The organism is Streptomyces sp. NPDC005494 (assembly GCF_042872025.1).
Classification (GTDB): domain Bacteria; phylum Actinomycetota; class Actinomycetes; order Streptomycetales; family Streptomycetaceae; genus Streptomyces.
In genome coordinates this window covers 1-17701 of the sequence record NZ_JBIAJR010000014.1, presented here as the reverse complement: position 1 = coordinate 17701, position 17701 = coordinate 1, and the positions used below count along the sequence as shown (strand labels likewise).

Annotated in this window: 12 protein-coding genes; 7 read left to right on the top strand and 5 right to left on the bottom strand. The window is 69.5% G+C overall.

Going from position 1 to position 17701, the window contains the following annotated elements:
• The first annotated feature begins 40 nt into the window (after positions 1-40).
• Positions 41-442 carry an ACT domain-containing protein gene (locus ACFYQ6_RS31690; protein ID WP_388766286.1) on the top strand — a complete coding sequence of 134 codons (402 nt, stop codon included), beginning with the start codon at positions 41-43 and terminating at the stop codon, positions 440-442.
• A gap of 46 nt (positions 443-488) precedes the next feature.
• The gene (locus ACFYQ6_RS31685) at positions 489-989 is read left to right on the top strand and encodes a hypothetical protein (protein WP_325748050.1); all 501 of its coding nucleotides are present in this window, start codon (positions 489-491) and stop codon (positions 987-989) included.
• Here ACFYQ6_RS31685 and ACFYQ6_RS31680 read toward each other — a convergent pair.
• On the bottom strand, positions 928-3192 hold the full coding sequence (locus ACFYQ6_RS31680) for a germacradienol/geosmin synthase (RefSeq protein WP_388766283.1): 2265 nt from the start codon (positions 3190-3192) through the stop codon (positions 928-930). The genes ACFYQ6_RS31685 and ACFYQ6_RS31680 overlap by 62 nt on opposite strands.
• 237 nt (positions 3193-3429) lie before the next feature.
• Here ACFYQ6_RS31680 and ACFYQ6_RS31675 point away from each other — a divergent pair, with 237 nt between their 5' ends.
• Complete coding sequence (locus ACFYQ6_RS31675) at positions 3430-4761, top strand: peptidoglycan recognition family protein (RefSeq protein WP_361581941.1); 1332 nt, start codon at positions 3430-3432, stop codon at positions 4759-4761.
• Between the two features lie 109 nt (positions 4762-4870).
• Here ACFYQ6_RS31675 and ACFYQ6_RS31670 read toward each other — a convergent pair whose 3' ends face one another.
• The gene (locus ACFYQ6_RS31670; protein ID WP_388766281.1) at positions 4871-6007 is read right to left on the bottom strand and encodes an aminoglycoside phosphotransferase family protein; all 1137 of its coding nucleotides are present in this window, start codon (positions 6005-6007) and stop codon (positions 4871-4873) included.
• Between the two features lie 231 nt (positions 6008-6238).
• On the opposite strand from ACFYQ6_RS31670, the gene ACFYQ6_RS31665 reads away from it, so the two are divergent.
• A complete protein-coding gene (locus tag ACFYQ6_RS31665) occupies positions 6239-7729 on the top strand; it encodes a hypothetical protein (protein ID WP_361581936.1) in 1491 nt (496 codons plus the stop codon).
• A gap of 162 nt (positions 7730-7891) precedes the next feature.
• Here the strand turns inward: ACFYQ6_RS31665 and ACFYQ6_RS31660 are convergent, their stop codons facing one another.
• On the bottom strand, positions 7892-9328 hold the full coding sequence (locus ACFYQ6_RS31660) for a PP2C family protein-serine/threonine phosphatase (RefSeq protein WP_388766278.1): 1437 nt from the start codon (positions 9326-9328) through the stop codon (positions 7892-7894).
• A 524-nt stretch (positions 9329-9852) separates the two neighbouring features.
• Here ACFYQ6_RS31660 and rpmG point away from each other — a divergent pair.
• Positions 9853-10017, top strand: a complete 165-nt coding sequence (rpmG, locus tag ACFYQ6_RS31655) for a 50S ribosomal protein L33 (RefSeq protein ID WP_361581931.1) — start codon at positions 9853-9855, stop codon at positions 10015-10017.
• A 249-nt stretch (positions 10018-10266) separates the two neighbouring features.
• Here the strand turns inward: rpmG and ACFYQ6_RS31650 are convergent, their stop codons facing one another.
• On the bottom strand, positions 10267-10767 hold the full coding sequence (locus tag ACFYQ6_RS31650; RefSeq protein ID WP_361581928.1) for a tetratricopeptide repeat protein: 501 nt from the start codon (positions 10765-10767) through the stop codon (positions 10267-10269).
• A 61-nt stretch (positions 10768-10828) separates the two neighbouring features.
• Between ACFYQ6_RS31650 and ACFYQ6_RS31645 the strand changes: the two genes are divergently transcribed.
• Positions 10829-11626 (top strand): VanZ family protein, encoded by a 798-nt coding sequence (locus ACFYQ6_RS31645; protein ID WP_361581925.1) that lies wholly within the window; start codon positions 10829-10831, stop codon positions 11624-11626.
• Here the strand turns inward: ACFYQ6_RS31645 and ACFYQ6_RS31640 are convergent.
• Positions 11623-13335, bottom strand: coding sequence for a glycoside hydrolase family 6 protein (locus tag ACFYQ6_RS31640; RefSeq protein WP_388766401.1), 1713 nt, complete (start codon positions 13333-13335; stop codon positions 11623-11625). The genes ACFYQ6_RS31645 and ACFYQ6_RS31640 overlap by 4 nt on opposite strands.
• 1370 nt (positions 13336-14705) lie before the next feature.
• Here ACFYQ6_RS31640 and ACFYQ6_RS31635 point away from each other — a divergent pair.
• A complete protein-coding gene (locus ACFYQ6_RS31635) occupies positions 14706-17543 on the top strand; it encodes a glycoside hydrolase family 48 protein (protein ID WP_361582219.1) in 2838 nt (945 codons plus the stop codon).
• The last annotated feature ends 158 nt before the right edge of the window (positions 17544-17701 follow it).

The following is a 17701-nucleotide window of genomic DNA, read 5'->3' as shown; positions in this document are numbered from 1 at the left end:
CAGGCTCGCGGACGCACCCGGACGGCCGTAGCGTGTCCCCATGACCGGTGAGCGCGATCTCCGCACCCTGCTGCACGGCATGCGTCCGGAGCTGAACCCGGGCTGTTACGTCTTCACCGTCCTGCCCGCGGCCGAGATGCCCACCGGCGTCACCCCTGTCGTCACCGTCACCGAGCGGGAGGGCCTGACCCTGGTCGTTCCCGAGGCGCAGGCGGTCGCGGCGGGCCTGCCGTACGACTTCGTCGCAGGCTGGATCACTCTCCGTGTGCATTCGGCCCTGGACGCGGTCGGGCTGACCGCGGCGGTCTCCCTGGCTCTCACGGACGCCGCGATCAGCTGCAACGTCGTCGCCGGATTCCACCACGACCACCTCTTCGTTCCGCACGCACGTGCGGACGAAGCGATCCGGGTGCTGGAAGCGCTGGCCGCGGAGTCCGGCTAGGAGTGCCCGGCTCCGCAACGTGAGCCGGGACACGTAACATGGCCTCATGTCCTTCCTCCGCCGCCGTAGCGCCGCCACACCCGCGGGCCCGGACTTCGACGTCCTGGCCATGGACCCGGGGGACTGGCCCGGCAACCTCGGCGCCGGTCTGCTCCCCGCTCCCGACGGGAGCTGCCAGGGTGTCTTCCTGCGCTACGACCTGTTCGGCGGTCGCGGACCGGCGATGATCATCGGCAATCTGCCCGAGGGATCACCGGCCCGCGAGACCGAGGAGGGCCAGGTCCCCTTCGAGGTCGCCCAGCTCCTCCTCGCGCTCGAGAACGACGAGCCGGTCGAGGTGACCGGTACCGAGGACGTCCCCGTCATGCAGGGCGACAGCCTCCTGATCGTGCGCCGCGTCAAGCTCTCCGAGAGCCGCATCTCCTGCGTGCAGTTCGACCGGAGCGACGGGGTGCTCGTCACCATCGCCAGCTGGGACCGGCCGATCACCGATGACCTGTACGCCCTGCTGAAGCCACTTCCCGCGGAGCTGTTCCAGCAGGGGTGAAACGTCCCTGCGGCATCAGCAGCCGGGTCACCCGCGCCGCCGACGTCCCGAACCCCGTGGGGCCACTGATGTGCCACGGGGTCCCGGTCCCACGCCGCAGATCCTCCTCGCGGTAGCGCCGGCAGCCCCGGTGCCAGATCAGGATGCCCGCCAACCAGTGCCGGAGCTCCGTCACATAGCCGGCGAGGACCTCCCGCGCCTCCGTGTCCAGCGCGAAGTCGTCGTACAGGACGGGCAGTTCCCGCTCGGCGACATGCTGGAACTGGCGCATCCGCGAGTTCATCAGGTCGTGCACGATCGCGACACCTGTCGGATAGTCCACCCCGAAGAAGTTCTGGACGACCAGGACGCCGTTGTGCACCTCGCCCTCGTACTCGATCTCCTTCTGGTACGAGAACAGGTCGTTCATCAGGCACGCGTAGTCCGCTGCCGCGTTCTCCAGGGAACGCATCGGGCCGCTCCGGTAGACGGCGTCCGGCACCTTCCTGCCGTGTCCCAGCCGGCACAGGCTCATCGTGAGATCCGATCCGAAGGTCGCCCGGCGCATCTCCATGTAGTCCACCGGGTCGGGAATCCGGTTCTGCGCCTGATTGGCCAGCTCCCACAGCCAGCTCGCCGTCATGGATTCCACCGCGTCACGGAAGGTCCGGCGCGCGCTCTCGTCCATCGGCCCGGCCGTCCGCTGCCAGAGGTCCGCCAGGCCACGCTCCAGCGCGTTGACCGGCTCGGGCACGGACGCCCCGTCCAGCGGCATGAACAGCGACAGCCGCTCGTTGGCCAGGCGCGCCCCCGCCAGGTCACGCGTCCGGCCGTGCACCACGGGGAACCAGTCGTCGCCGTACGTCCCCCAGGTCAGCCACCCCGAGGACAGGTCCAGCTCCTCCGGTGTGGCGTCCGGATGCAGCCCCGCCGCGCAGAGAGGCAGATCGGTCGCGACGAGCCGCTCCTCGTCCCAGATGTGCGAACCCGGCACACCGGGCTGCGCCTCCAGCAACCCCATCCGGCGTGACCAGTCCACGATCCGCACGCGCGCCCCTTCCAGGTGCGGGCTCAGCGTCGTGCTGAACGGCATCTCGAAGTCGGGCAGCAGCGACGGACCGACGTGCTGGTACGGCGCATGGCTGTGGCTGCGCAGCCGGAGCGACTCGGCGCGCGGAGTGAAGCGGAGTGATGCGGCGGCCATACCGAAGCCGGGCACGCTCTCCGCCGCACCGCCGCCGTTCATGTAACGGCTGGAGCGCATGTGCCACTCGTGCCCCCCGGACTGCCAGTCCTGGAGCCCCTTGACGTAGGCGAGTACGGCGACGGTCTCGTCCGGGGTGAGGCCCGTCTGCGCGCAGAGCGGACCGAGTTCGGTGAGGGCGGTGTTCTCGAACTGCTGGAGCCGCGACGTCAGCAGGTCGTTGACCGCATCGGCGGCCTCCTGGGTCGAGCAGCCCAGGAACTTCTCCAGGACCAGGACTCCGTTGCTGTTCTCACCCTCGTCCTCGACCTCGCGCTGGTACGAGAACAGGTCGTTGCGCAGATGCACACCGTCGGAGAACGCGTCCCGCAGCACCCGCAAGGGGCGGGAGTCCGCCACCGCGACGGGCACCTCCGCGTTCGCGGCGTACTCCACCAGCCCCGCCGACCAGGGTGCCCCGCCCACCTTGCGGCGCATCTCGATGTACTCCACGGGGTTGGCGATACGCCCCTCGTTGATGTTCGCGAGCTCCCACAGAGACTCGTTGAGCAGATTCTCCGTGGCCTCCGCGAACCGGGCCCGCCAGGCGTCCGACATGCCCGGCACGGTCCTGGACCACAGATCGGCCAGCCCCGCCTCCACCGGGTTGGACGGCTCCGGCGTCGTCGCGCCGCGCTCCATCGGCATGAAGGCGGGCAGCCGGTCCAGATGCCGCTTCCCGCCCTCGCGGTCCGGAGTGCGCTTGAACAGCTCCAGGAAGTGGTCGTCGAAGAAGAAGACCCACACATACCAGTCGGTGACCAGGGACAGGGCCTCCGCGGTGCAGTCGGGGTGGGTGTACGCGCAGAGCAGTGCGTAGTCATGGGATTCGAGGTCCTTCTCTTCCCAGATCCCGGACCCCTCCAGCATCCCCATCCCGCGCGCCCACTCCCGCGTGTGGCTCCGGGCCGCGTCCAGATGGGGATTGAGACGTGCCGGATACGGCACGTAGAAGTCGGGCAGTGAGAAGGGCTGTGCCATGTGCGTCTGGCCTCTCGGAGAACTCCGCGCGGTCCGCTCGGACCGCCCTGTCGGCGCCAGCACTACCCCTCCGCCATCCGGGGCACGCACCGCGCGGAATAGTCACACAAACTCAGGTCTAGTTGCACACTGCACTCTTGACGCACCGACATCTGCCGCCACAGAGTGTGCGCCCACAGACCGAACTCGGGGAGCACCGCAGGACAGCTCCGCCATCCCGGCTCCAGAAGGGTTGTCATGACGTCGAAGCAGAGGACCAGAATCGCGCTCGCACTGACCGCGGCGGGTGCGCTGAGCCTGGCGCTCCTCACACCGGTCGCCGCCGGCGCCGACACGGTGCGGCCCGAGTGTCCACGCGCCCTGGACTGCGACTGGGTTCCCGCCGCCTACGAACAGACCGGTGACCCGGCCGACAAGGACACGTACGGCAACTACGACACGGCGGAGCGGCCCGAGAGCAACGCGATCAAGTTCATCGTCCTGCACGACACCGAGGTCGACTTCGACACCACACTCAAGATCTTCCAGAACCCGCTCAAGCAGGCGTCCGCTCACTACGTGGTGCGTTCGTCCGACGGACACGTCACCCAGATGGTGAAGAACAAGGACGTCGCCTGGCAGGCGGGCAACTGGTACCTCAACACCCACTCCATCGGCATCGAGCAGGAGGGCGTCGCGGCCGAGGGCGCGAAGTGGTACACGCCCGAGATGTACCGTTCGACCGCGCGCCTCGTGCGTCACCTGGCTGCGAAGTACGACATCCCGCTCGACCGGCAGCACATCCTCGGGCATGACGGCGTGCCGCCCACCAGCGCGGCGGGCACCAAGAACATGCACTGGGACCCGGGCCCCTACTGGGACTGGAACCGCTTCATGGCGCTGCTCGGGAAGCCGACGGTGCCGAGCGCTCCGGCGCGCAGCGAACTGGTCACGGTGAGCGCCGACTTCAGCAAGAACCAGCAGGAGTTCCGGGACTGCGAGAAGGGCGTCGACCTGCCACGGCAGGGGAGCAGCGCGGTACCGCTGCACACCGGGTCGTCCGACGAGGCGCCGCTCTTCTCCGATCCGGGACTGCACCCGGACGGCGCGCCCGGCACGAACTGCGCCGCGGACTGGGGGAGCAAGATCAGCGCGACCCAGCAGGCGGTCGTCGCGGACAGGGCGCCCGGCTGGACGGCGATCTGGTGGTACGGGAAGAAGGCATGGTTCCGCACACCTGCCGGGACGAACGTCGTCACGCCCACCCGAGGGCTCGTCGTCCGCCCGAAGGCAGGCAGGACGGACGTGCCCGTGTACGGGGTTGCCTACCCGGAGAAGGCGGAGTACCCCACGGACTTCGTCAAGCCGACCGTGGGCAGCCCGCTCGTCTACACCATCAAGGCGGGACAGGCCTTCCCCGGTGGCGGCGAGGCGCCCACCGGCTACTACTACGCACCGACGATCGACGCGTCGAAGCCGTACGACCACACGTACTTCCGCGGGGAGCAGAAGTACGTGACGGTGCAGATCGGCCACCGGATCGGCTTCGTGAAGGCCTCCGACGTCGATGTGGTGAAAGCGAACTCATGAGCGGCGCCTGAGGTCGTACCCGGCGCGCTGCGGGACCCGTGTGTCGGCACCGGTCCCGCAGCGCGCTTCCCCCGTCCCCCGTCGGTCAGGTCCCCTGGAAGCGCACGGGTCAGCGTGTGCCCACCGCGGCCCGTACGGCCCGCCGCGCCATCGCGCAGTCGTCGTGCAGCCTGCGCAGAAGCAGTCGCTGTTCCTCGCCGGAGGACAGCACACCCTGTCGTGCCTGGCCGCCCCCGGCCGGAGCGCCTTCGCGCATGGCCCGCTGCACGGCCGTCTCGTACGTACGGATCTCGCGGGTCAGCACGATCATGAGGTTGACCAGGAACGCGTCACGCGCCGCGGCGCCGGGTGCCTGGGCCAGCTGGCTGATCTGTCGCCGTGACGCCGGCGCGTCACCGAGCACGGCCCACAGCGTCGCCAGGTCGTAGCCCGGGAGATACCAGCCGGCGTGCTCCCAGTCGACCAGCACGGGGCCGGTGGGCGGCAGCAGGATGTTGGAGAGCAGCGCGTCGCCGTGGCAGAACTGCCCCATGCCCTGACGGCCGCCCGCGTGGGCCAGGCCGTGCAGCAGCTTCTGCAGATCGCCGAGATCACGGTCGGTGAAGAGGCCCAGCTCGTGATACCGGGCGATGCGCGCGGCGTAGTCCAGGGGAGCGTCGAAGAGACCGGCCGGCGGACGCCAGGCGTTGACCCGGCTCACCGCTCCGAGCACGGCCCGCAGATCCGCCCGGGGCGGTGCCTCCGCCGGGTGCCTCGTCAGGGCCGCGACACGGCCCGGCATCCGCTCGATCACCAGTGTGCAGTTCTCCGGGTCGGCGGCGATGAGCCGCGGGACGCGGACCGGTGGACGGTGCCTGACGAAGGCCCGGTATGCCGCTATTTCGTGCCGGAACCGTTCGGTCCAGGCGGGGGAGTGGTCGAGTAAACACTTGGCCACCGCGGTCGCGCGTCCCGTGGTGCCCACGATGAGCACCGAGCGGCCGCTGCGGCGCAGCACCTGCACGGGATTGAACTCGGGGCAGATGCGGTGGACCGAGGCGATGGCCATGCGCAGCTGCGCGCCCTGGGTGCCCGACAGGTCGAGCCGTCCGCTGAGCGGTTGGGTGCCCGGCCCCGCCGCCCGCCGGGTCCGACCCGTGACGGACGCCGGTGCGGCGGCGCGGGGGTCGAGATACGGCCCGCCGCCCGCCCCCATGGGACGAAGCGGCCGGGGCGGGGCGGACACGGAGGACGATGCTGTGTACATGGGCGATACAGATCCCTTCGTGCGCCGACAAGTTGCGTGCGCCGCCCCGGCCGGCGGCCGTTCGGCACCCTGGGGAGTACCTAGGGCTGCCGGGCGGGGTGGCGCTTTCCTACCTGACACCGCCGCGCGGGTAGTGGAACATCTGGCGACCCCTGGCGAAGCCTGGCGAATATTCGCCCGGCATCCGCCGGGGGGCTAGGGTCAAGTCAGCCGAGAACCTGGGGGCTTGACGTGACCGGAGAACCCAACACCCGCCTGTCCGACCTGTTCGGCCTCACCGGCTGGTCGAAAGGCGAACTCGCGAGAATGGTGAACAGGCAGGCGGCGGCCATGGGCCACCTCCAGCTGGCTACCGACACCTCGCGGGTCCGGCGCTGGATCGACATGGGGGAGTCCCCGCGCGATCCGGTGCCCGAAGTGCTGGCAGCTCTGTTCACCGAGCGACTCGGCCGTGTCGTGACCATCGAGGACCTCGGGTTCGGCCGACGCGGGCGTGTGGGGAAACGGCGAAAAGCCGGGACGGAAGACAATCCCGACGGACTGCCGTGGGCGCCCGAGCGGACGGCAGCGGTCCTCACCGAATTCACGGGAATGGACCTCATGCTCAACCGACGCGGCTTGGTGGGCGCGGGCGCCGCGCTCGCTGCCGGCTCAGCTCTCACCGGCGCCATGCACGACTGGCTGCACTCCGAGCCCTCTCCGGCGGCCCGGACCCACAGCGGCTCCCTGCACGCCGACAACGCGGGCTTCGACCTCTACGAGGCAGCCCCCATCGGATCCGAGGAGATCGAGGCTCTCGAGCGCTCGGTCGAGGTGTTCCGGGCCTGGGACGCCTCCAGAGGCGGTGGACTCCAGCGCAAGGCCGTCGTGGGCCAGCTCAACGAGGTGGGCGGCATGCTCGCCTACCGTCATCCGGAGCATCTGCAGCGCCGCTTGTGGGGCGTCGCCGCCAACCTGGCGGTCCTCGCCGGCTGGATGTCCCACGATGTCGGCCTCGAACCAACCGCCCAGAAGTACTTCGTCATCGCCGCCCACGCGGCGCGCGAGGGCGGCGACCGACCACGTGCGGGTGAGGCACTTTCCCGTGCCGCCCGGCAGATGGTCCACCTCGGCCGGCCGGACGACGCCCTGGACCTCATGAAGCTCGCCAAGTCCGGTTCGGGGGAGGAGACCCTGCCGCGTACCCGCGCCATGCTCCACACCATCGAGGCCTGGGCGCAGGCGTCGATGGGCCGGGGCCAGGCCATGCGGCGCACCCTGGGCGAGGCCGAGGAGCTCTTCGTCTCGGACAAGGGGGACGTGCCGTCGCCGAGCTGGATGCAGATGTTCGACGAGGCGGACATGCACGGGATGCAGGCCCTGGCCTTCCGTACGCTCGCCGAGCACGACCCGGCGGCGGCCGCTACGGCTCAGCGGCACGCCAAGCAGGCCCTCGACCTCCGCATGAACGGTCGTCAGCGGTCCAAGATCTTCGACTACATCTCGCTCGCGTCGGCCTGCTTCATCGCCGACGACCCCGAGCAGGCCGACCGCTACGCGCGACTCGCCCTGGTGTCGATGGGGGAGACCTCCTCGCATCGCACCTGGGACCGGCTGCGCGAGATGTACCGGCTCACCGGGCAGTTTGCCGGATACGCCAAGATCGAGGACCTTCGCGAGGAGATCGAGCTCGTCCTGCCCCCGCAGCGGACGAAGAAGAAGGCCAGAGGTTCGCAGATCTGACCACACATCCGGGCCTCCGATCAGGGAGACCCCGGTCGAGGAGCATCAGATGCTCCCAGCACAGGCGTCCGGGTCCAGGGCGGGACGACCTCGTACCCGTGCTGCCTGGAGTGCCTGCCGTTCCGGGCGGCCTTCACCGCCACCGCCCCGACCGTCGCTTCCTCACGCCTTGACGCGGGCCACCAGCACACACCCGTCGTCGAGTCGTTCGGTCGTCCCGATCTCCTCGACGACAGCCCGTACACAGTCCTGCGCTGTGCGGGCCCGGGCGAACCGGGGTGCCAGTCCCAGAAGCACCTCCGGGCCGGCACTCCGCTCGCTCCGTCGTGTCAGCCCGTCGGTGTGCAGGACGAGGACATCGCCGGGGAGCAGCTCCACCTGATCCTGCTCGTAGGTGACCCTGGAGGCCGCGCCCAGCAGCACCCCTTCGGGCGCGGGCAGCGGGTGCCCCACTCCGTTACGGAACAGCAGCGGCGCGGGGTGCCCCGCCTGTGCCCAGGCCAGGGTGCCGGTCGCCGGGTCGAAGCGGCAGCACACGGCGCTTCCCAGAGCGGGCTGTGCCGAGCATTCGATGAGCTGGTTCAGATGGCCCATCACGGCGCCGGGCTCGACCCCGGCGACCGCCATGCCTCGCAACGCCCCGAGCAGCATCGCCATGGCCGAAGTGGCGGGGATGCCGTGACCCGTGAGGTCGCCGACCGTCAGCAGTGTCCTGCCGTCCGGGAGCGGCAGGGCGTCGTACCAGTCGCCCCCGATCAGGTCGCTCGACGCCGACGGCAGGTAGTGGGCGGCGATGTCCAGGCGGCCCGCCGTCCGTCCGGGCACCGGAAGCGCCCCGCGCCAGGAGGGCAGAACGGCTTCCTGGAGCTCCACCGCCATCCGGTGCTCCGTGTGGGCGCGGTGTTCCTGGCGCCGCAGTGTGTCCCGGGTCCTGCCCACGAGGTGCTGGCTGCGCCGCAGCTTGCTGACGTCGCGCAGGACCGCCCACATGGAGGCGGTGCAGCCGTCCTCGTCGAGGACCGGCTCGCCCATCATGTGCAGGGTCCGCATTTCACCGTCCGGCAGCAGGATGCGGAATTCGCCGTCTATCGCCCTGCCGTCCACCAGACAGTCCGTCACCATCGCCGTCAGGAGGGGCTGATCCTCCGAGAGCAGGACGGTCGGTAGTTCGTCCAGCGACAGCGCTCCCTTGCCGGGGTCCCGGCCGAAGATCTGGTACAGCTCGTCCGACCAGCTGACCTCGTCGGTGAGCAGGTTCCACTCGGCGCTGCCCACCCTGCTGAGGAGCGACCCCGTCGGAGGATCGGCCGGTGCCTGGGAGGAGAGCACACCCGTGAGACCGTCGGCCGAGGTGTCGCCGGGTATCCCGTCCCGCAGCTGCCCCAGATGCTCGCCGAGGTCGTCGAGCTGATGGACGGCGAGCTCACAGAGGGCTCGCTGCCAGCGCAGCTGAGGATCGTCGTCGTCGATCACCGCGGTGTCGCGCCGCACGGCGTCCACGTCACCACGGAGCAGCCGAGTCCGGTTGATCAGGGCATCGACGGCATCCCGCTCGGGCGGATGTGGGGCGGGGCGGTCCGCAGACAGATGGGACGGCATCTGGTACTCCGATACAGGCGGTGCGGCCGGTTCGTGGGGGTGGACCGCACACGACTGTTGCACAGGCGACGAGGGCCCGTAAGGGGTTTGGCAACACTCGATACGTTCTTGCTTCCGGCATATGCCATCGGCTGGGTGGGGCGTGGGTCCGCCGAACACCCTTGCTGGTGCCGGGTAGTTGACGCAAGTCGCACGGCGCGAGCAGCTCCGCGTACGCCCGCGCACGGGGACTCGCGCGGCTCGCACGCGCCGGGATCAGGGCATACGCACCCTCGTAGGGGTGGCGCGGATCGCCGTGCGCCGACGGGGATCACGCGTCGGTCGATGAAACGTTCGAAGCACGGTCGTATATCTGTCGCCCGTGCGTTCGGAAAGGTCCGCGCGGCGGGTGGGGGAGGTGGGGCGAGGGGCAAAGAGAGGGCCGGGAATGGGAGCGGGGCATCCCGTGTTGGTGGGAGCAGAACCGAAAACGACACCCATTCCCACTCCAGGGGGCGGGGTCGGAGAACTTGTCTGGAGGCCCCATGGCGCGCAACGAGACCAGGCCCGTCGTGCTGCTCCGGTCGACCGCCGGAACCGGCCACACCTACGTCACGCGTAAGAACCGGCGCACCTCCCCGGACCGGCTGGAACTGCGGAAGTTCGATCCGGCGGCAGGGCGGCACGTCACGTTCCGCGAGACCCGCTGACCGGAGCACTCATCGCGTGACCCTGCCGGATGGAACCCCTGGACCTGCGCCGATGGTGGCGTGGATCACGCGAAGGGGTGCCGGTTCCCGGGAACGCGATGTGGTGGTTTATCGTTCATCTATGCGCGGGGCAAGCAGCCGGAGATCGCCGAGCAGCATCCGGTTTCGCCTCCGCACACAGGCCGCCCCGGCTGGATTCCCCCGATCCGGCCGGGGCTTCCCCCTTTTCCGGGGTGTGCCCGACCGGTGTCACATCGTCTTCGTGAGATCTGCGGCGTAGTGCTCGATGGCGGGCCTGTACTGCCGGACATGCGGGCTGTCGCTCGTCGCCGCCACCAGGCGCAGCAGAAGCTGCATGGCCTCGTGGTGCTCACCGGTGTTGAACAGGGCCATGGACAGGAAGGTCCGCAGGGCACCGTCGTCCGGGAACTCCGTCACGCCGCGGCGCAAGGTCTCGACGGACTGCCCGAACCGGCCCAGGACGCGGTAGGTGCTGCCGAGGCCCAGGAGCGCGCCCCGCCGATCGTCCTCCGTGAGCCCCTCGCCCTGCAGACAGCGCTCGTAGTACGGCACCGCCTCGGCCTCCAGGCCCAGTACGTCGTGCACCCAGGCCGTCTGATAGGCGACGTCGACGGCGTCTGGGAACGCGGCGGTGAGGGCCAGAAGCCGTTCCCTTGCCTGTTCGGGATGGCCCTGTTCACGAAGCCGCACGGCCTCGGCCAGCAGTTCGTCCTTGCTCTGTGCGCTCATGCGCACATGGTCGCACCCGGGAGGGGGTGTGTCCGCCGGGGTACGGGGCATCCGTTCCGCCATGACTGCAGAGGCGAATGGTAGTGCACGACGCAGAGGTGTGGGACGCCTCCTGCTACGGGTGGTGGTGCTGACCGCTGCCTTCCTGGCGCTGGTGGCCTTCTCCGTGGTGCTGGCGAAGGTGACGCTCACGCCGTCACCGGCGTCGGAGGGCATAGTGACCTCGAACCTGCGGCCGGGGAGGTCCCTGCGGCAGTACGCCGAGGACTACACCTTCCTCGCCGCGTGCAAGCAGGCCGGCGGCAATCTGCTGCTCGGCGTGCCGTTCGGCGTTCTTCTCCCGATCCTGGTGCCGCGCCGACTGCGGATGATCAGGATGACGGTGCTGACCGTACTGGTCATCGCGGTCGTCGAACTCGTACAGGGCGCGCTCGTGGCGGGGCGGGCCTTCGACATCGACGACGTGATCCTCAATACGGCGGGAGCCCTGCTGGGGTACATGCTGCTGGGGCGGCGGCTCAGCCACCGGTACCACGTCCTGGCGGACGAACCGGCCACGGCGAAGCCCACCACGCGCAGGACGGCCAGGGCCGCGCGAGACGAAGCCGAGCGCGTGGAGAGGGGGAACAAGCCTGCGAGCGGGACCGGATCCAGCTCCAGGACCAGGCTGCCCCGCATCGGATCCCGAGGGAAGGCCGACGGGAAGGCCGCGCCCGGAACCGGCGTGAAGACCGGTTCCGGAGCGCGCCGGAGCGCGTCCGCCCCGATCGTTCACGGACGCGCTCTTTTCGACAGGTGGCGCGGACGCCGGCAGGGCCCGGGCGGGAAAGCGCCCGGAGCCCGCCGACGTGGAGCCTAGAGCGCCGGGTAGGCGTTCTTCATGAGCTCCTGGAACTGCGCGGAGAACCACTGGCCGGAGACCGGGGCATCGGGCAGCGCCCCGGACATGTTGTTGCCGTTACGTGCGTTGCCCGTGTAGGTCGGGTCGCACATGCGGTCGAATCCCTTGCCCTCGTTGTTCGGGATCTCCTTGCTGGAGCCGTCCGACTCCCCCGGGGGCTTCATCCAGACGTACGCGTCGATGCCGGCCGCGGGGGCCGCCTTCGGTCGTTCGCCGAGACCGGCTCCCGCCTGGTTGCACCAGTTCCCGAGGTGGATGCGGCGGTCGTAACGGCCGCCGTCCACGTAGGTGTCGACCGTGGTCTTGGCGCCGGGCCCGGTCGGACGGTTCGCGCCGCCCCAGCCGTTGCGCGAGGTGTCGATCAGCATGCCGATGTCCGAGTTGAAGCCGACCGAGACCAGCTTGGTGCGGAACGCCTGGGCGAAGGACTGCTCGTCCGTGTAGCGGTTCCAGTCGATCCACTTCGACTGACGTACCGACGTCCCGTTGACGGAGTCGTCGATGGTGAAGTTGGTTTCCTTCGTGGCGCCGTAGTTGGCCGTGTTGACGATGAAGCCGTGCACGTCGTCGACCGTCGCACCCTCGGACGTGGCCGCGACCTTGAAAATGTCGGCGGAGGGACCGAAGTTGTCGTCCCAGCCGATCCAGCCGTGGTGGCCGGCGTCGATGTAGTTGTAGACGTTGCCCGCGTCGCCGAGCTTGTTCAGCGCGTAGCCGACGCCCTTCTCGTAGTTGCCGTTGGCCTTCATGACGTCACAGGCCGGGGTGGCGGTGGGACGGCTGCCGGTGTTGGTGACCAGGTTCGGCAGCGAGTCGATCTCGACGGTGGTGACGATGCGCAGACCCGCGTACTTCGAATCGGCCAGGATCGCGGCGATCGGGTCGATGTACTCCGTCTTGTAGCGGCCGATCTCCGTGGGGCCGAGCTCGCCGTTGGAGGCGAGAGCCGAGCAGTCGCGTCCGGGGAGGTTGTAGATGACGAGCTGGACGACGAGTTCGCCGGAGCCCTTCTGGGTCAGCGCCTCGTCCAGGTGGTCACGCAGGCCCATGCCCCCGTTGACGCCTTCGATGGCGGCGATGCGGTCGAGCCAGACACCCGTCGGCTGGTTGGAGACCCGGCTGCCCCCGGGCTCGGCCGCGGCCTTCGCCGACCACTCCGGGTTGACGTAGACCTTGGCACCCTCGTACGGGTTGTTGACGCGGCTGCCCGCGGGCGGGTCGGTCGGCGGGTCCGTCGGGCCCGTCGTGCCACCGTTGCAGGTCACGCCGTTCAGCTTGAAGGTCGCCGGGACGGTGCTGTTGCCGTTGCCCGTCGCGTTGAAGCCGAAGGAGGCGGATCCGCCGCTGGCGAGCGTGCCGTTGTACGACAGGCTCTTCGCGGTGACCGCGCTGCCGCTCTGCGTGACCGTGGCGTTCCAGCCCTGGCTGATCTTCTCACTGCCGGCGAACGACCACTCCAGCTGCCAACTGGAGACGGCGTCACCGGTGTTCGTGACGCTCACCGCGGCCGTGAGTCCGCCGTTCCACTGGTTCTGGATCTTGTAGTCGACGGTGCAGCCGGCCGCCGCGGCGGCGGACGCGCCGAAGGGGGCTGCCGCGGCGGCGGATCCCGCGGCTGCGGCGACGAGTGCTCCCGCCGCTATGAGTGCCATTCTCGATCGGCGCATGGTGGTGCGGCTCATACGAATTCCGTTTCCTCAGCTGTAGAGGGCGCGCAGGGGACTGCGCGGCCCGATTCCGTACGGGGTGGGGATACCGTCGTAGTCGCTGATCAAGGACGGGCCGTAGGTGCTGGTCCCAGGTCTCCGGGTCCGTCCGGTGGAGCGGTTTCCTCGGTCGTCGAACTCCTGCGTGGACGCGGCTGGTCAAGCCGCGGCGGCAGGTGTTCTCGCCGATCTCGCTTGCGGCGAGGGGGACTTCGGCGTCGACCGTGTGCGAGCGTGGAGTTCCAGCGGTCCTCGTTCGCACGGATGTCTCAGGTGCGGACGCGTCACGGGGCGGCGGGAGGTGCTGGATGCCCGCGGTCACGTGACCGATGCCCGGACAGGTGCGGCCGGTTTGTGCATCGGAGCAGTCGGCGCCGGTGTGAGTGCCCAGGATCCGGGAGGATCCGGACAGGGGGAGTGGTGCCGTGGTCCTCGCCCCGTCGGTACGGGTTCTTCACGGCGCTGTCGTCGGTCTCGTCCGCATGTCGCGGATCCATGGTGTTCTGGCCCAGCCGGTACTCCTCGGTCAAGGGGGTGAGGGCGGTTTCGGCGCTCCCGCCGACGGTCGCCCGCGAGAGGGCGGCGCCGACGAGCTCGGTACCCCGGGCCGCGGGAGCGAGCAGCCCGAGGGGTCGAGCGGAGAGATCCACCGGAGCAGTGGTACCGGCCGGATCCGTGGTGCGGAGTGCGCCGTGGTCCCTGGACGCGCTGGGTGCGGAGTCCGATCCCGCACCGGAGGCCAGGAGGGCCGCCGTGTGACCCGCACGGTTCGCAGATGCCCTGTACAGCCTCGCGCCCGCCGCGACGGCGACCTTCCGGGCGCCGCCGTACACCGTGCGTACGGGGACGGAACCGGAGACAGCGGCCTTGAGGGCGGCAGGGCCGCCGGCCGTGGCGAGCACCGCTCCGAGGAGCAGTGTGAGCAGGTGCGATAAGTGCGGGAGATGTCGCATGAGCGACTCCTTGCAGATCGGGCGTGCCCCCTACGGCACGTCGACTGATGGAACCGCTCCCACTGGTGTGGCTTGACGTTAGAGCGTCAAGTGGTGTCGGTCAACACACCCGTTCTCATCTCTTGCTATCGAAATAATTCGACTCTTCAAGTCTCTTGACTCTCTTTTTCCTCCTCCCCATGCTGGGAGCGCTCCCACTGGTTCAAGGCTTGTGCTCAACCCCGCACGCCCCCCATGTCGCCGAGCCGCGAGGAGGTACCGCGCATGCCATCGGGACGCGCACGAAGAACTTGGTTACCGAGCAGACCGGGCAGAACCCGATCCGGAAACCGACGGTTGTTGACAGCATTCGTGGCCGCACTCGCCCTCCCACTGGGTATGACCGCCGCAGCCGGTACGCCGGCCCAGGCAGCCGCCGTCCAATGCAGCGTCGACTACAAGACCAATGACTGGGGTTCGGGCTTCAGCACCGAACTCACCATCACCAACAGGAGCACGGCAGCGCTCGCCGGCTGGACCCTGACGTACGACTACGCGGGCAACCAGAAGCTGACCAACGGCTGGAACGGCACCTGGTCACAGTCGGGCAAGACCGTCACCGTCAAGAACGCGGCCTGGAACGGCTCCGTCGCCGCGGGAGCCGCGGTCACGACGGGCGCACAGTTCTCCTACAGCGGTACCAACACCGCTCCGGCCACCTTCGCCGTCAACGGCACCGCGTGCACGGGGGCCCACCAGCCGCCCATCACCGTCCTCACCAGCCCGGCGGCGGGCGCCGTCTTCTCCGCCGGTGACCCCGTGCCGATGGCGGCCACCGCCGCCGCCGCGGACGGGGCGGGGATCAGCAAGGTCGAGTTCTACGACGACACCACCCTGCTGGGCACCGACACCACGTCTCCCTACACCTACAGCGCCACGGGTCTCTCCGCGGGCGCCCACTCGGTGTACGCGCGTGCATACGACAGCCTCGGGGCGTCGGCCGAGTCGACCCCCGCGGGCATCACCGTCGTCGCGGGCCCCGCAGTGGTCACCACCCCGTCCCAACTGGGCGTCCAGCAGGGCAAGTCGGGGACCTTCAACGTGTCTCTGTCCACGGCCCCCTCCTCGTCGGTCACCGCCACGGTGGCCCGGACGGCGGGCAACTCCGGGCTCAGCGTCACCGGCGGGGCGAGCCTCACCTTCACCCCGTCGAACTGGTCCACGCCGCAGAAGGTCACCGTGTCGGCCGACGCGTCGGGAACCGGAGCGGCCACCTTCACCGTCACGGCACCGGGTCACAGCAAGTCCGAGGTCACCGTCACCCAGCTCGCGGCGGCGAAGGACTACGACGCCCGCTTCCTCGACCTGTACGGGAAGATCACGGACCCGGCGAACGGCTACTTCTCCTCGGAGGGCATCCCCTACCACTCCGTGGAGACGCTGATCGTCGAGGCACCCGACCAGGGCCACGAGACCACGTCGGAGGCGTACAGCTATCTGATCTGGCTCCAGGCGATGTACGGGAAGATCACGGGAGACTGGACGAAGTTCAACGGTGCGTGGGCCACCATGGAGAAGTACATGATCCCCACCCACGCCGACCAGCCCACGAACTCCTTCTACAACGCGTCGAAGCCGGCCACCTACGCGCCCGAGCACGACACCCCGAACGAGTACCCGGCGGTACTCGACGGATCGGCGTCCTCCGGCTCGGACCCGATCGCGGGCGAGCTGAAGAGCGCGTACGGCACCGATGACATCTACGGGATGCACTGGATCCAGGACGTCGACAACGTCTACGGATACGGCAACACACCCGGTAAGTGCTCGGCCGGTCCGACCGAGACCGGACCGTCGTACATCAACACCTTCCAGCGCGGGGCGCAGGAGTCGGTCTGGGAGACCGTCACCCACCCGACCTGCGACAACTTCACCTACGGCGGGGACAACGGCTACCTGGACCTGTTCACCGGGGACGCCTCCTACGCCAAGCAGTGGAAGTTCACCAACGCGCCGGACGCGGACGCACGCGCCGTACAGGCCGCCTACTGGGCGGACGTCTGGGCGAAGGAGCAGGGCAAGTCGAGCGAGGTCTCGGCGACCGTCGGCAAGGCCGCGAAGATGGGTGACTATCTCCGCTACTCCATGTTCGACAAGTACTTCAAGAAGGTCGGCAACTGCGTCGGCCCGACCACCTGCCCGGCCGGCAGCGGCAAGGACAGCGCGCACTACCTGATGTCCTGGTACTACGCCTGGGGCGGCGCCACCGACACCTCGGCGGGCTGGTCCTGGCGCATCGGTTCCAGCCACGCCCACGGCGGTTACCAGAACCCGATGGCGGCGTACGCGCTGAGCTCGGTCGCCGATCTGAAGCCGAAGTCGGCCACCGGTCAGCAGGACTGGGCGAAGAGCCTGGACCGGCAGATGGACTTCTACCAGTGGCTCCAGTCCGACGAGGGAGCCATCGCGGGCGGTGCGACCAACAGCTGGAAGGGCAGCTACGCCCAGCCGCCGGCCGGGACGCCGACCTTCTACGGGATGTACTACGACGAGAAGCCCGTCTACCACGACCCGCCGTCCAACCAGTGGTTCGGCTTCCAGGCGTGGTCCATGGAGCGCGTCGCCGAGTACTACCACGAGTCGGGCGACGCCCAGGCCAAGGCCGTGCTCGACAAGTGGGTCGACTGGGCCCTGTCCGAGACGACCATCAACCCGGACGGCACCTATCTCATGCCGTCCACCCTCAAGTGGTCCGGAGCTCCCGACACCTGGAACGCGTCGAGTCCCGGTGCCAACGCCGGTCTCCACGTCACGGTCGCCGACTACACCAACGACGTCGGTGTGGCCGGTGCCTACGCCAGGACGCTGACCTACTACGCGGCCAAGTCGGGTGACACGGAGGCGAAGACCGTCGCCGAGGGCCTGCTCGACGGCATGTGGAGCCACTACCAGGACGACGCCGGAGTGGCGGTGCCCGAGACGCGCGCCGACTACAACCGGTTCGACGACCCGGTCTACGTCCCGAGTGGCTGGACGGGCGCGATGCCCAACGGAGACACCGTCGACGACGACTCGACGTTCCTCTCCATCCGGTCGTTCTACAAGGACGACCCGAACTGGCCCAAGGTGCAGGCCTACCTGGACGGCGGAGCCGCCCCGGTCTTCACCTACCACCGGTTCTGGGCGCAGGCCGACATCGCACTGGCTCTGGGGGCGTACGCGGATCTCCTGGAGTGAGTGACCCCACCTGAACGACCGCTCCACCCGGGGTTGCGGCCGCCCGCCCCCCCCCCCCGGGCCGGCCCCCCCCCCGCCCCCGGGGGGGGCCCCCCCCCGCCCCGGGGGGGGCCCCCCCGGGGGGGGGGGCGGGGGGGGGGGGGCGGTGGGCCGGGAGT

What these genes read in the sequence shown, in the direction of transcription:
- ACFYQ6_RS31650 (WP_361581928.1), bottom strand. Translation starts at nt 10,767, where the DNA reads ATGAGCGCACAGAGCAAGGACGAACTGCTGGCCGAGGCCGTGCGGCTT.
- ACFYQ6_RS31640 (WP_388766401.1), bottom strand. Translation starts at nt 13,335, where the DNA reads ATGCGCCGATCGAGAATGGCACTCATAGCGGCGGGAGCACTCGTCGCC.
- ACFYQ6_RS31685 (WP_325748050.1), top strand. Translation starts at nt 489, where the DNA reads ATGTCCTTCCTCCGCCGCCGTAGCGCCGCCACACCCGCGGGCCCGGAC.
- ACFYQ6_RS31670 (WP_388766281.1), bottom strand. Translation starts at nt 6,007, where the DNA reads ATGTACACAGCATCGTCCTCCGTGTCCGCCCCGCCCCGGCCGCTTCGT.
- ACFYQ6_RS31675 (WP_361581941.1), top strand. Translation starts at nt 3,430, where the DNA reads ATGACGTCGAAGCAGAGGACCAGAATCGCGCTCGCACTGACCGCGGCG.
- ACFYQ6_RS31690 (WP_388766286.1), top strand. Translation starts at nt 41, where the DNA reads ATGACCGGTGAGCGCGATCTCCGCACCCTGCTGCACGGCATGCGTCCG.
- ACFYQ6_RS31660 (WP_388766278.1), bottom strand. Translation starts at nt 9,328, where the DNA reads ATGCCGTCCCATCTGTCTGCGGACCGCCCCGCCCCACATCCGCCCGAG.
- ACFYQ6_RS31635 (WP_361582219.1), top strand. Translation starts at nt 14,706, where the DNA reads ATGACCGCCGCAGCCGGTACGCCGGCCCAGGCAGCCGCCGTCCAATGC.
- ACFYQ6_RS31645 (WP_361581925.1), top strand. Translation starts at nt 10,829, where the DNA reads ATGACTGCAGAGGCGAATGGTAGTGCACGACGCAGAGGTGTGGGACGC.
- rpmG (WP_361581931.1), top strand. Translation starts at nt 9,853, where the DNA reads ATGGCGCGCAACGAGACCAGGCCCGTCGTGCTGCTCCGGTCGACCGCC.
- ACFYQ6_RS31680 (WP_388766283.1), bottom strand. Translation starts at nt 3,192, where the DNA reads ATGGCACAGCCCTTCTCACTGCCCGACTTCTACGTGCCGTATCCGGCA.